Raw genomic sequence first — 13,231 nt, 5'->3', positions numbered from 1 at the left:
AAGGAGAGGCGCCGCGAGATGCAAATGACGGCCGGTCCGGCCGCCTCAGGCCTCGGTTTTAGCCGTTTTCTTCTTTTTCGGCCGCAGCACATGGACATGGTCGGCGTGATAAAGCGCGCTGTCGCGGAAATCCGCCTGCGGCTGCAGCGCCCGGCCGACGAAGATCAGCGCCGTACGGGTGATCTTCGCCTCGCGCACCTTCTCGCGAATGTCGGTGAGCGTGCCATGGATGAAACTCTGGTCCGGCCAGCCGACCCGGTAGGCGACGACGACCGGGCAGTCTGCACCGTAGAGCGGGACGAGCTGGCGCTCGATTTCGCGCAGGTTCCGGATGGACAGGTGGATCGCCAGCGTCGCGCCGCTCTTGCCGAGCGTTTCCAGGTCCTCGCCCTTCGGCATATCGGAGGACTTCATTGTCGTGCGGGTGAGGATCACGGTCTGGGCGATCTCCGGCACGGTGAGTTCCTGGCCGAGGGCGGCGGCGGCAGCGGCAAAGGCCGGCACGCCGGGCGTCACGTCGAAGGGAATGTCCTTCTCCTTCAACCGGCGGATCTGCTCGGCAATCGCGCCGTAGAGCGAAGGATCACCGGAATGGACGCGCGCCACATCCTCGCCGCGCGCATGCGCCGCCTCGATCTCCGCCATGATCTCGTCGAGGGTCATCGGCGCGGTGTCGATGACGCGCGCCCCCTCGGGCGCCGCCGCGACAATCGCCTCGGGCACCAGCGAGCCGGCATAGAGACAGACGGGGCAGGCCTCGATCAGCTTCAGCCCGCGAACGGTGATGAGGTCGGGATCGCCGGGCCCGGCGCCGATGAAGTGGACGGTCAAAGCTTTTCCTCGATGCGCTTGGCGTAGCCGCGGGGGGTGTAGACGAAGGGACGGCCCGAGCCGGTCATGACCGCGCGCGAGGCGGACGAGCCGACCAGCACTGTGGTGAGCATGTCGACATCGTCGACGCGCAACTCGCCGAGCGTCGTCACGGTCAGCGTCTCGCCCTCGCGGCCGAGATTGTAGCCGAGCACCACCGGCGTATCGGCCGGACGGGCGCCAAGCAGGATCTCGCGTGCGGCCGCCAGCTGGGTGCGACGGCGCTTCGACACGGGATTGTAGAAGGCGACGACGAAATCGCCGTCGGCCGCGGCCCTCAGCCGCTGCTCGATCGCCTCCCATGGGGTCAGGAGATCCGACAGGGAGATGGTGCAGAAATCGTGGCCGAGCACCGCGCCGATGCGCGCGGACGCCGCCTGCAATGCCGAGATGCCGGGAGCGTTGACCACCTCGACACGCTTTGCCGCATCCGAAACGCCGCCCTCCGTGGTCTCGCGGTGCAAAAGCTCATAGACCAGCGCGCCCATGGCATAGATGCCGGCATCGCCTGACGACACCAACGCCACCGAACGGCCCTCGCCGGCACGTTCCAGCGCGAAGCGGACGCGCTCCTCCTCCGCGCCGAGCGGGAAGGCATGACGCTGCTTGCCCTGGATCAGCGGCGCGACGATGTCGAGATAGAGCGAGTAGCCGACCGCCTCATCCGCATCGGCGAGCAGGCGTGAAGCTTCCGGCGTGCGCCAGTCGTCGCGGCCCGGCCCGATGCCGATCACCGAGAGACGGCCGCGCGGGCGCCCCGCCTCGGCCGGGTCGACCGGTGCGGGCGCAAGGGCGACGGCAACGGTTGCATTGGCGGTCTTGCGCTTTTCGACCAGCAGCGAGCCGTCCGCCCCGGTGGCGGCAAGCGCCGCGCCCTCGGACACGCCGTGGCAACCGACCTCGGCGAAGACGACGTCCGAGGGATTGGCAAGGCGCGGCGCCTCCTGCTCCAGCCGGGCGGCGGTGAAGACGCGCAGCGGCACGCCGAGCTGAGCGGCGAGCGCGTTGACCGCCGCCTCGTCCGCCTTGAGATCGAGGGTCGCGACAAGCGCCACCGCCCCTTCGGCAATGCCGGTGCCGGCAAGCGTCTCGCGCACCAGCGCAGAGAGTTCTTCCGCCGGGCAGCCGCGCGCGCAGCCGACACCGACGACGAGGCGGCGCGGGTGATAGACGAGACGGTCGGCACCGGGCGCGACAGCCTCGACGCTGGCGACGATCTCCATCTCCGCCTTGTCCGCAAGCGGCAGGCGCGAGCGGCTGATCCAGGGGGCATCGCCCTTGAGAGTGACGGGCTCTCCGGCCAGGAGGCGCGCCATGATGCCCTTGGCATCCTGCGGATTGGCGAGCCACCACCCCTTGGGCGGCGAATCGAGCGCAACGCCCAGCGCCGTATCTCCCTGCGTCGTCACCGCGGCATGACCGTCCAGCGCATCCGCCACCTGGCGGGCGAGCGAGTTGGCGCCGCGATGGCCACCGAGCAGCGGCACGACGCTCGCCCCGTCCTCGGAGACGGCGAGAACCGGCGGCTCGGACCGCTTGTCCTCGATCACGGCGGCCAGCGCGCGGATCAGGATGCCAGAGGCGCAGACGCCGACGATGGGCGTGCCGGCCTGATAGAGCGCACGGATATGGTTCAGCGTCTCGGCGAAGGAAACGTCGAGGCCGGGCACCCGGTGGGCGAGCCCATGCAGCGTGGCACCCGGCAGGGCGGCCGCGATGCGGCGCGCGACAGGCTCCGCCGCCGGCGTCAGGACGAGGATTGCGGCGGTAGCATCCACGCTTCGTCTCCCTTGTAGATCAGGATCATCGAGAAATAGGGGGCGGCGGCTTCCGTCACATCGGCAAGAGGCATCGCCTTTTCTGCCCGGAGCGTCGCCCGCTCCACATAGCCTGCATGATCGATGAGGCCCAGCCCCTCGATCAACTGGCGCAGGCGCGGCAGGTGGCGCCCGACCTTCATGATGGCGATGGCGCCCGCCGCCTCGATCCGCGCGGCAATCTCATCGTCCGGCAGCGGTCCGGGAATGACGGTCAGGACATCGTTGCGCGCGGTCAAGGGCCGGGCAAGGCGGGCAGCACACGCGGTGAGCGAGGTCACGCCCGGCACGATCTCGCAAGGAAAGCGCCGCGACAGCCGCTCGAACAGATACATGAAGGAGCCGTAGAAGAACGGGTCCCCCTCGCACAGCGTCACAACATCGGTGCCGGAGGCGAGGACCTCGCCGATCTCCTCGGCCGCGCGGGTATAGACCGCCTGTGCCGGGAAGCGCTCGACGCGCATCGGCACGACAATCGGGATCTCGCGGGCGGACGGCGGGATGATCGCGGCCGCGATGGAGCGGGCGAAGCTCTCGCCGTCGTCGGGCGCCGGATAGGCGACGACCTGCGCGCCCGAGATCAGCCGGTGCGCTTTCACCGTCATCAGGTCCGGGTCGCCCGGCCCGAGGCCGACGCCGTAAAGGGTTCCAGCAGTCATGGGAGGATCAGGCTCCACTGGGTCACCGGCATCAGCGGGCGCCATCCGGTCATGCCGCCGACGGCACCGGCCCGCGACACCGCAATGCGCACCAGCTCGCCGCCGTGGCGGGCATGGGCGGCAAGAAGGATCGCCTCGCTTTCCAGCGTCACCGCATTGGCGACGAGCCGGCCGCCGGGCCGCAGCGCCGCGAGTGCCGCCTCCAGCGTGCCGGGTGCGGTCAGGCCGCCGCCGAGGAAGATCGCATCGGGTGGCGGCAGACCCTCAAGGCCATCTGGCGCCGCGTCGGGACGGAGGTCGAGATGCGGCACGCCGAGAGCCGCCGCATTCGCCCGCGCGGTGGCGCGGCGGGTGTCGTCCGGCTCCAGTGCGATGGCCCGGCTGCGGGGCGCCGCACGCAGCCATTCGATGGCGACAGCCCCCGAGCCCGCGCCGATATCCCACAACAGGGCACCGGGCATGGGCATCAGGCGAGCGAGCGTCACCGAGCGCACCTCGCGCTTGGTGATCTTGCCGTCATGACGGAAGGCATCGTCCGGCAAGCCGGGCAGACGCGGGCGCAGCGGCGTATCGCGCACCGCGACCGCCTCGAGTGCCACGACGTTGAGGGCGGCAACCTCGCCGCGCCAGCCTTCGGCACTTCCCGACAGGATGCGCTCGGCCGGTCCGCCGAGATGCTCCAACACGGTCAGCCGGCTCGCGCCATAGCCCTCATCGACGAGAAGGTCGGCGATCTCTTCCGCTGCCCCGGCACCCGAGGTGAGGCAAAGCACCCTGGCGCCGGGATGAAGAGCGGCGCGTAACAGATCGATCGGACGGCCATGCAGCGACAGGATCTCGATGTCCTGCAACGGCCAGCCGAGCCGTGCGGCGGCGAGCGACAGGGACGACGGTGCCGGCAGCACCAGCATTTCCTCCACCGGCACCGAGCGCGCGAGCGTCGAGCCGATGCCGAACCACATGGGATCCCCGCTCGCCAGCACCGCAATGGGTTCGCCGCGCGCAGCAAGCAGCGCTTCCAATCCCTTGTGGAACGGGCTCGGCCAGGTCTCGACCTCGATCCCGAGCGGAGCGACAAGCTCGCCGTGGCGGGCCCCGCCGAAGACGCGTTTCGCATCGGCAAGCGCCTGCCGCGCAATCGGAGAAAGTCCCTCGACACCCTCCTCGCCGAGGCCGATCACGGTCAGCCAGGGGGCGCGTCGCGCCTTGTCGTCAAGGCTCATGCCGGGTCCTCCTCCGGCACCCCGGCGGCAAGCGCATTGACCGCGGCAGCGGCGATGGCCGATCCGCCGCGCCGGCCGCGCAGCACCAGGCAGGGGATATCGAGCGGGCTCTCCAGCAGCGCCTCCTTCGATTCCGCCGCGCCGACGAAGCCGACCGGGAAGCCGAGGATCGCGGCCGGGCGCGGAAAGCCCTCGCCGATCCGCTCCAGCAGATGAAACAGCGCGGTCGGCGCATTGCCGACAACCACGACAGCTCCCTCGAGCCGGTCGCGCCACAGATCAACGGCCGCGGCCGAACGGGTGGTGCCAAGACGCCGGGCAAGACCGGGCACGGGAGGCTCGTTGAGCGTGCATACGAGATCGTTGCAGGCCGGCAGACGGCTGCGGATCACACCTTCGCAGACCATGCGCACATCGGCGAAGACGGGCGCGCCGGCAGCCAAGGCGCCACCGACCGCCGCCGCGACATCGCCGCGCCAGGCCAGATCCGCCACCACCTCGGGCATGCCGCAGGCATGAACGATGCGGATCGCGGCCGGATGCAGCGCCTCGGGCAGGGCGGAGAGATCCGCCTCCTCGCGCACGATGGAAAAGGAACGGCGATAGATCTGCGCGGGATCGCGCTCGTAGTCGTAACGGCCGCCGCTCACGCCCCACACCTCATGTGGACCGCTTCTTCATCGACTTCGGCCCCAGCGGGTGGTCCGCATGAGGATAGGGCGGATGGTGATGATCGTGCCCATGATCATGGTGCCCATGCCCATGAGTGTGGCCATGACCGTGGTGATGGTGACCGTGATCATGAGCATGATCATGATGATGGTCGTGGTCGTGGTCGTGGTGATGATGGTGATCGTGCGAGTGGCCATGGTCATGATGGTGGTGGTGACCTGTCGCCTGTTCCTCGCAGGCTCCGGTGCACACGTCATCGCACAGCTTGCACTCGGCGTCCGCGCCAAGGCCCTCGACATGGTGATGGTGACTTTCCTGCGGCCGCCCGACATCCGCCTCGAAGCCAAGCACCTGCTCGCGGTACTTGCACATCTGGCAGTTCATCAGGTTGGCGCCCTGCAGGATCTCGGTGACCCGGTCCGCCATGGTGTCGATCACCTGCGGATGGTCGTTGAGATAGCCGGCCTTGACGAACTCGATGTCCGGATGACGCTCCGCCACCTCGTCCGTGTTGTTGTAGATGCGGCTGACGAGGACGCCGGAGAACAGGAAATACGGGAAGACGACGATGCGGCGATAGCCCAGCTTCGCTGCATGCTCGAGCCCGGGCTCGACCAGCGGGAAGGTGACGCCGGAATAGCACGTCTCGGCCCAGCCGAAGCCGAAGCCTTCCCACAGCATGCGGGTGATCTTGGCGACGTTGGAATTGGCGTCGGGATCGGACGCGCCGCGTCCCACGACCATCAGCAGGGTCTCGTGCAGCGGCACATCGTCGCCGGCCTTTTCCAGAGCCTCGCGAATACGGTCGCCGGCGGCGCGGATCATCCTCGTGTCGACGGCAAGTTCCCGGCCGTAGGTGATTGTCAGGCCTTCATGCTGCGCCTGGTAGGTGTTCAGCACGGACGGAATGTCGTTCTTGGCGTGGCCTGCGGCAAACAGCATGCCTGGCACGGCGAGAATACGGGTGCAGCCCTGCTCGCGCAGCCGGTCGAGACCGTCCTTGATCACCGGATTGGCGAATTCCAGATAGCCGTATTCCACCGGCCATCCGGGAAAGCGCGCCTTCAGCCCCTCGGCAAGCTGCGCGAACTCGCGCACGGCGCCGCGGTTGCGGCTGCCATGGCCGCAGATCATCAGGCCCAGCTTCTCGCCCGTCTCACTCATCACGTCGGCCATCATGCCCCTCCCCGGTCGCAACGGGCGGGACGCTCGGCCAAAACGGCGGCGAAGACAAATTCTGGTTTCATCTCAAAAGCTCCCTCTTGGCCACGCGCCCGCGTGAAAAGCCGGACAGGTCCGGCGCAGCGCCGCAGGGAGAGAGTGAAAGCGGCCGGATACAGGACAGGGCCCCCGCGCGACCGTGCCGTCGCGCCGGACCGAATACCGCTCGGACAGCTCCGGACTGGACCCCCGATTTGGGTCGGTCACCACCGGACTTGCTTTCAGTCCCTCCAGGGACGCCGTCATTGGCCGGGCACGCTAGTGGAGCCTTGCGCCCCTCGCAAGGGGCAAATGCGGCAGCTGCTGTCGGCAACGCGGCGGGCAAAACGCACCCATTGCGGAAACCGGTTCTTCACGGCTTGATGGTACAACGGGAGAAACCACAAGAAGGGAGAAGACCGACCATGACCGACACTGCGTCCGCCAGCGCGCTGGGAGCTGCCATGGGCGTAGCCGACCGCACGCCGGCCGGCCTGACATTGGCGCGCCTCGACGGGCTGGAGCTCCTGCCCGCGCCGATCAATCCGGACTGGGTTCTGGAGGGAGATCCGCAGGCACGTGCAGTGCAGTTGGCCAGCGGGCAGGACCGCAATGCGAACATGTCGGTCTGGGACTGCACGGACGGTCGCTTCAACTGGTATTTCGGCTGCGACGAGGCGGTCTACATCCTGGAAGGATCGGTCACGGTCACCGGTCCGGACGGCGAAGTGCGCAAGCTCACCGCCGGCGACACCGCCTATTTCCCCGCCTTCAACTGGTTCGAGTGGCAAGTGCACGGCTATGTGCGCAAGGTCGCGTTCTGCCACGATGTCGTGCCGCCGCTGGCGCGCCTGCCGCTGCGGATCTATGCCCGCTTGTCGCGAATCAAGGCCCGGCTCTACACCGCCGCCTTCGGTTCTTCGCCGGACCGCCGCCGCCGCATCTCCTGAGACCGGGCTCGTTCCGGTTTCCATTGACCGCGCTATGGTCTAGCCTGCCGGAAAACCTCCGGGAGGCGCACGCCCATGTCCATGATTTCGCTGGTTCTCACCGCGATCGCCGATGATCGTCCGGGGCTCGTCGAACGGCTGTCGGACGTGATCGCCGCCCATGACGGAAACTGGATCGAAAGCTCCATGTCCCGGCTCGCCGGCACCTTCGCCGGCCTCGTGCGGGTCGAGGTGCCGCAGGAGCGTGTCGAGGCGCTGGAAACCGCGCTGTCGCAGCTGTCGGCCGACGGCATCGCCACCACGCTGAAGCGCAGCGAGGCGAGCCACGAAAACCACGGCCAGGCCGCCCGGATGACCGTCATCTGCCAGGACCATCCGGGTATTGTGCATGCGGTGGCCGCCGTGCTGGCGGCCAAGGGCGTCAGCATCACCGAACTGGAGACGGAGGTGTCCGCCGGCTCCATGAGCGGCGAGCGGATGTTCCGCGCGCAGGTGGACGTCGTTCTTCCGGTGGATCTGTCGGCAGGCGATCTTTCCGCCGCGCTCGAGACGCTGGCCGGCGACCTGATGGCCGAGATCGACTTCAGCGACACGGTCTGAGGCGACAGACAGCCTTTCCTCAGGCCGGATCGATCGCCACCATGTGATTGTCCCAGGAAATGCCGGCTCCGGAGGCGAGCAGCATCGGCGCGCCCGTGCGATCCCCGCTCTCGCTGAGGCTGCCCTGACCGTCCGAGATCAGGAAGCCGCCCTGATCGAGCGCCGCAAGGCCGCAGGCATCGGCGCGCTGCTGGCTGGACAAGAAGGCGCCGGTCTTGGCGGAGAAATAGAGGATACGGCCGGCGCGCGGGCAGGAGGCGGCAACCACCTCGCCATCGCGGCTCATGGTCACGGAGCCGACATAGTTGGCAAGACGCCCGCGCAGATCATCCGGCACATCATGCAGCAAAAAGCGCCCGTCGGCCGTATCGAGCGAGGCCATCAGCGGCGGCGTCTCCTCCAGGCTGCCTTCATATTGGCCGCCGATCCAGACCTTGCCTGCGCCCCCCACCGCCATGTGGCGGAGCGACAACTTGTGCAGATGCGCCGGCAGGTCCGCGACGCCGCGCACGGTGCCGCTTTCGCGGTCGATCACGGTCACGTTCGGTTGCATCGTTTCGATGTTGAGCTTTTCCCGCCCCTTGTCCGGGTGAGTCTCGATGCCGCCATTGGCAACGACGAGGCTGCGCCCATCGGGCAAGGGCAGAATATCGTGCGGACCGATGCCGCCGGACCAGAACTCGCCGACACGCTGCGGCCGGTCGCCGCTGAGATCGTAGACGCCGATCACGCCCCGGTTCGCGACGTAGTCGTTCTCCGTCGCGAAGGCCAGACGGCCATCCGGCGAAAAGGCGCCATGGCCGTAGAAGTGCCTGCCGGGCACGGCCTCGAACACGACCGGAGGACGGGCGCCGGACACATCGAAGCTGACGGCGAACGTGCCGGGGCGACGGGCAAAGGCGAGGCAACGTCCGCTGACCGGGCAAACAGCGACATCATGGCCGCGGCCGGGAAGCGGAATCACCTGGCGGTCGATGCCATCGAGGCCGGTCACGACGATGCTGTGGCTGCCGTCGGCCTCCCGCCGTGCGGCGGCAAAGAGCGGGTCCTCGGAGAGCTCCGCCCCGCCGGCCCGAGCCCCATCCGGCCCGAGCGCCAGCGCCGCCAGGGCAGCCCCGCCGCCGACGAGCAGGGACCGCCGGTCAATCGCCGTCCAAAGCATTGAAGCCTCCACGGAAGTCGAGATAGGCGGCAAGCTCTCCGCCAAGCGTGGTGCGCAGCCCTGTCAGAACCGTGAGGACATAGGCAAGACGACCGCTTGCCTCCTTGTCGGACAGCGCGGCCTCCAGATCGGCCGGAACCGCCGCCAGCGCCTTCAAGGCATTGTCGCGCTCGAAGTCCAGCGTGTTGACGATCCACTCGCCGTCGCCGGAGGCCTGCGCGAAGCCGGCAGCCGAGAAGGCCTGCGACAGCCCGCCGATCGCGCCGGACAGATAGGCCGTGCCGTTGTGCGAGCGGGAGAAGGGCACGCGCGCCACAAGCGACGCCGGCGCCCCCTCGCCGACCAGCGGCGCCAGCATCTGGTCGCGGATCAGCTCCAGCGACGTCATCAGCGCATTGAAGACGAAGCCCGCCGCTTCCTTGTGCGTCTTGGCAAGCCCGTTTTCCTGTGCCGGCGACAGCAGCAGGGCGGTCTGTCCAATTGGCGCGGCAAAGGCGCCGCTAATCTCCTTCGCGGTCTCGCCGAGACGGGCGGCCAGAGCGGCCGCATAGGCGCAGCGATAGGCGCCCTCCTCGCCGCTGTCGGCAAGAAGGACCTTTCCGTCCTTGTCGAAGGCCACCCATTCGAGCGCCGTCAGTCCTTGCAGCGCGACGCTCTTGCCGCGCAGCCGGGTCGCATCCAGCGCCGTTTCGTCGCGATCCGCGATCAGACGCGTCACCTGCCGGCGGACCACGCCGCGCCCGTCGGGAATGAAGGCAATGCGCTCCAGCCTGTTCTCGTCGGCAAGGGCCCCGACGCGCAGCATGGAAAGACGCGCCACCGCCTCGACAGCCTCGGTGAAGGCGGACGCGAAAGGCTCGCCCGACCCGCCGGTGCAGGCCGCCTCGATACCACTGGCCAGCGCCGGTGCCGCCTTGCCCAGCGCATCGCTGGCGGGCAGGGCGAAACCGGACAGGGTCTGCGGCCAGAAACGGGAATAGTCGATCTCTGCGGCGGCCTGCCGCGGCATCGCCACCACAGCGGCTGCAACCAACAGACAAGTCAGGACCACTGCGCCGGCACTGCGCGTCAATCGCCGGGCCGGCATACGCCCGCCATACCGCTGCTGCGACCCGCGTCTCGCACCCGTCATCACCGTGCTCCTGTCCCTGTCTTTTCGCTCTGCCGCTCCCTAGAGCGACTTGAGGAACCGCAACAGCGCCTCGCGGTCCGCGCGATCGAGCGCCGCATAGCCATCGCGGGCCGCCTGCCCCTCGCCGCCATGCCAGAGGATCGCCTCCTCCAGCGTGCGGGCGCGCCCGTCATGCAGGTAGCTTTCCTGCCCCGACACCAGCTCGGTCAGTCCGATACCCCATAGCGGCGCGGTGCGCCATTCCCGGCCGGAGGCATTCGCCAACGGCCGGTTGTCGGCAAGCCCTTCTCCCATATCGTGCAGCAGCATGTCGGAATAGGGCCAGATCAGCTGGAACCGGTGGGCCTCCAGCTCCGCCTTGCGCGAGGTGACGAATTTCGGCCGGTGGCAACTGGCGCAGCCGAGCTCGTGAAACTGTGCCTTGCCGGCGAGAACCTGAGGGTCGTCGACATCCCGGCGGCGCGGGACGGCCAGATTTCGCGAGTAGAAGTCGACCAGCTCAAGAACCGGGTCCGGCCCCTCGGTCGGGCCGAGATTCGCCTGCTCGCCCGTCGGCATGGCCAGGCATTCGGTCTGCGCCGGCGTGCAGTCGCCATAGGGGTTGGGCTCGTCCGGGGTCGAGATGCCGATGTCGCCGGCGAAGGCGCCCGCCGACTGCGCACGCACGGTCGGCGCCTCGCCCTTCCAGCCGAACCGGCCGAGCACCTTGCCGCCGGTCGCCGGATCCGGCAGCCAGCTCGGGCGGCCGGAAATGCCGTCGCCATCGCTGTCGTCCGGATCCGCGCCGGCAAGAATATCGCCCGGGTGAATCGCCTCGAGGAGCCCCAGGCCGATCATCTGCGGCGCGACACGCGGCGAGACCAGCACGTCGGGCGACATCGGCCCGTAGCCGAGATCGGTCATCCGGTAGTCGGGCACGCGCAGGCTGACACGCGTGCCGTCGCCCAGCGTCACGGAGGTCTCGCTGTAGCGAACCTCCAGCCGGCCCTCGGACTTCAGGCCGGGAACGGCGTAATTCTGGAACTGGGTTCCATAGGTCGGCTCCGGGCGCAGCAGCTTGCCGGGGTCCGGCTCGCCCGGCACCGAGAGGCGCAGGAACAGAGCCACCGGCTCCTCACCGTCGCGCGGCGGGTGGCCACGCCCATCCTTGAGGTGGCAGCCCTGGCAGGAGCGCGCATTGAACAGCGGGCCGAGCCCGTCGGACGCGTTCGTCGAAGACGGCGAAGACACCCACAACTTGCGGAACAGCCCGTTGCCGACCGCGAACCGCTGCTGGTCCTCGAAGGAAATATTGGCGGAAGGAAACGAGAACGCATTGACGTTGATGCGCTTGATATAGGTCGCAGCCCCGCCCGGCATCGCCTCGAAGGCTTCTGCTGCGGAAAAGTCCGCGGGATCGGCAACCACCCTGGCGACCCTGGCGCGATCACGCGGGCTCAGATCATCCCGGTGCGGGAGTGCGCCCTCGCCGGCATGGGCGGGCAGGGCGAGGCTCGCAGCCACACACAGGCTGGCAGCGGCGGAAAGATAGGCTGACGGCATGGAAGGATCGCATTACCTGAGTGCCCGACGCCCCGGCCGCCGGCACATGGGTGGAGGCCGCGGCGGGCCCGTGTCCCCCGCCGCGGCCGGTTCGTCAGATCAGCGTGCTTACTGGAACACTGCGCCCGGATTGTCGAGGCTGTCGGAGCCCTCGAAGGCAATCTGGTCGAGACCGAGCGTCGCAACGGCCCGTTCGATGGAGCGGGTCTGGTCGACGAGCGAATCGACGGCAGCCTGCACCACCGCATTGCCCTCGTCGTTGCCCTCGCCGATCATCTGATCATAGGCCTCGACCGTCTCCGCACGCTCGCGCAGCGCCTCGAAGGCCGCGAGCGTCGCGTCGAGCTTGGCCGTGACTTCCTCGGCAACGGCCGCATCCTTGGCAGCGACCAGATCGCGCAGCGACGCGCCTTCCACCGACTTGCCGGCAAAGCCCTCGTAGCGGCCGAACCACACGTTGCGGATGCCCATCACGTCGTCGTAGTGCGACATGTGGGTGTTGTCGGAGAAGCAGTCGTGCTCTTCCTCCGGATCGTGCAGCATGAGGCCGAGCTTCATGCGCTCGCCCGCCAGCTCGCCATAGGAAAGCGAGCCCATGCCGGTCAGGATCGTGGCAAGACCGCCGGCCTCGCCCTTCTCAGCAAGCTCGGCGCGGGCCGCACCGCCGTCCTTCCAGGCATCGGCCATTTCCTTCAGGTCCGACAGCAGCAGCTCGGTCGCGGCCTTCAGGTAGGCAGCGCGACGCTCGCAATTGCCGCCGGTGCAATTGGCGGTGTCGAAGTCGGTCGCCGGACGGTTGCCCGCGCCCTTGTCCGTGCCGTTGAGGTCCTGCCCCCAGAGCAGGAACTCGACCGCATGGTAGCCGGTCGCCACATTGGCTTCGATCTCGCCGGCTTCCTGCAGCTCTTCCGACAGAAGCGCCGGGGTGATCTCGGTCGCGTCGATCTCGCGGCCGCCAGCGGTGATCTTCGGATTGGCGATGACGTTGGCGGTGTAGAAGGCGTTCTCCGGGTTGTCGCTGCCATAGCCGGCGTCGACATAGTCGATGAGCCCCTCGTCCAGCGGCCAGGCGTTCACCTTGCCTTCCCAGTCGTCGACGATGGCATTTCCGAAGCGGTAGACCTCGGTCTGCTGGTAGGGCCGGCGGGCGGCAAGCCACGCCTTGCGGGCAGCGGCCAGCGTCTCGTCGGACGGCTTGGCGATCAGCGCGTCGACGGCGGCGGACAGCTGCTCGGCGGTTGCCACGGACTCGGCATAAGCGGCCTCGGCGATGTCGCCATAGGTGTCGAGAACGGCGGCGGCATCCGCCGCCCGCGCCAGACCGGCCGGCAGCAGGGCGATGCCCGCCAGCGTCGTCGCAAGCAACAGGGTTTTCTTCATCTCGGGCGATCCTTCCTTTTCATT

Annotated in this window: 12 protein-coding genes; 2 read left to right on the top strand and 10 right to left on the bottom strand. The window is 68.5% G+C overall.

Annotation, left to right across the window (positions count from 1 at the left end):
* Window positions 1-45: 45 nt before the first annotated feature.
* The 6 genes from cobM to ACVJ6E_RS20290 are packed head-to-tail and all read right to left on the bottom strand — an operon-like array spanning window position 46 to window position 6,417.
* On the bottom strand, window positions 46-831 hold the full coding sequence (cobM, locus tag ACVJ6E_RS20315; RefSeq protein WP_067337049.1) for a precorrin-4 C(11)-methyltransferase: 786 nt from the start codon (window positions 829-831) through the stop codon (window positions 46-48).
* On the bottom strand, window positions 828-2,648 hold the full coding sequence (cobJ, locus tag ACVJ6E_RS20310; protein WP_120270320.1) for a precorrin-3B C(17)-methyltransferase: 1,821 nt from the start codon (window positions 2,646-2,648) through the stop codon (window positions 828-830). The genes cobM and cobJ overlap by 4 nt, the downstream gene beginning before the upstream one ends.
* On the bottom strand, window positions 2,618-3,346 hold the full coding sequence (gene cobI / locus ACVJ6E_RS20305) for a precorrin-2 C(20)-methyltransferase (protein ID WP_120270322.1): 729 nt from the start codon (window positions 3,344-3,346) through the stop codon (window positions 2,618-2,620). Before cobI ends, cobJ begins: the two co-directional genes overlap by 31 nt.
* The gene (gene cbiE, locus ACVJ6E_RS20300) at window positions 3,343-4,569 is read right to left on the bottom strand and encodes a precorrin-6y C5,15-methyltransferase (decarboxylating) subunit CbiE (protein WP_120270323.1); all 1,227 of its coding nucleotides are present in this window, start codon (window positions 4,567-4,569) and stop codon (window positions 3,343-3,345) included. The genes cobI and cbiE overlap by 4 nt, the downstream gene beginning before the upstream one ends.
* Window positions 4,566-5,219, bottom strand: a complete 654-nt coding sequence (locus ACVJ6E_RS20295; RefSeq protein WP_199681486.1) for a precorrin-8X methylmutase — start codon at window positions 5,217-5,219, stop codon at window positions 4,566-4,568. The genes cbiE and ACVJ6E_RS20295 overlap by 4 nt, the downstream gene beginning before the upstream one ends.
* A gap of 10 nt (window positions 5,220-5,229) precedes the next feature.
* A complete protein-coding gene (locus tag ACVJ6E_RS20290; protein WP_491676518.1) occupies window positions 5,230-6,417 on the bottom strand; it encodes a sirohydrochlorin chelatase in 1,188 nt (395 codons plus the stop codon).
* Window positions 6,418-6,866: 449 nt separating this feature from the next.
* Here ACVJ6E_RS20290 and ACVJ6E_RS20285 point away from each other — a divergent pair, with 449 nt between their 5' ends.
* Together ACVJ6E_RS20285 and ACVJ6E_RS20280 are read left to right on the top strand one after the other, a co-directional pair.
* The gene (locus ACVJ6E_RS20285) at window positions 6,867-7,391 is read left to right on the top strand and encodes a cupin domain-containing protein (RefSeq protein WP_158592743.1); all 525 of its coding nucleotides are present in this window, start codon (window positions 6,867-6,869) and stop codon (window positions 7,389-7,391) included.
* A gap of 75 nt (window positions 7,392-7,466) precedes the next feature.
* On the top strand, window positions 7,467-7,991 hold the full coding sequence (locus ACVJ6E_RS20280) for an ACT domain-containing protein (RefSeq protein WP_208996864.1): 525 nt from the start codon (window positions 7,467-7,469) through the stop codon (window positions 7,989-7,991).
* A 19-nt stretch (window positions 7,992-8,010) separates the two neighbouring features.
* Here the strand turns inward: ACVJ6E_RS20280 and ACVJ6E_RS20275 are convergent, their stop codons facing one another.
* The 4 genes from ACVJ6E_RS20275 to ACVJ6E_RS20260 all read right to left on the bottom strand — a co-directional run bounded on the left by ACVJ6E_RS20275 (window position 8,011) and on the right by ACVJ6E_RS20260 (window position 13,207).
* Window positions 8,011-9,153, bottom strand: coding sequence for a DUF1513 domain-containing protein (locus ACVJ6E_RS20275; RefSeq protein WP_120270329.1), 1,143 nt, complete (start codon window positions 9,151-9,153; stop codon window positions 8,011-8,013).
* On the bottom strand, window positions 9,134-10,186 hold the full coding sequence (locus ACVJ6E_RS20270; protein ID WP_158592744.1) for an imelysin family protein: 1,053 nt from the start codon (window positions 10,184-10,186) through the stop codon (window positions 9,134-9,136). Before ACVJ6E_RS20270 ends, ACVJ6E_RS20275 begins: the two co-directional genes overlap by 20 nt.
* Window positions 10,187-10,324: 138 nt before the next feature.
* A complete protein-coding gene (locus tag ACVJ6E_RS20265) occupies window positions 10,325-11,827 on the bottom strand; it encodes a di-heme oxidoredictase family protein (RefSeq protein WP_120270332.1) in 1,503 nt (500 codons plus the stop codon).
* Between the two features lie 108 nt (window positions 11,828-11,935).
* Window positions 11,936-13,207 carry an imelysin family protein gene (locus tag ACVJ6E_RS20260; protein ID WP_120270334.1) on the bottom strand — a complete coding sequence of 424 codons (1,272 nt, stop codon included), beginning with the start codon at window positions 13,205-13,207 and terminating at the stop codon, window positions 11,936-11,938.
* Window positions 13,208-13,231 lie beyond the last annotated feature (24 nt).

It is taken from the genome of Stappia sp. G46H5W, assembly GCF_058448995.1.
The sequence above is the reverse complement of the archived record's forward strand: the minus strand, read 5'-3'. Positions and strand labels throughout refer to the sequence as shown.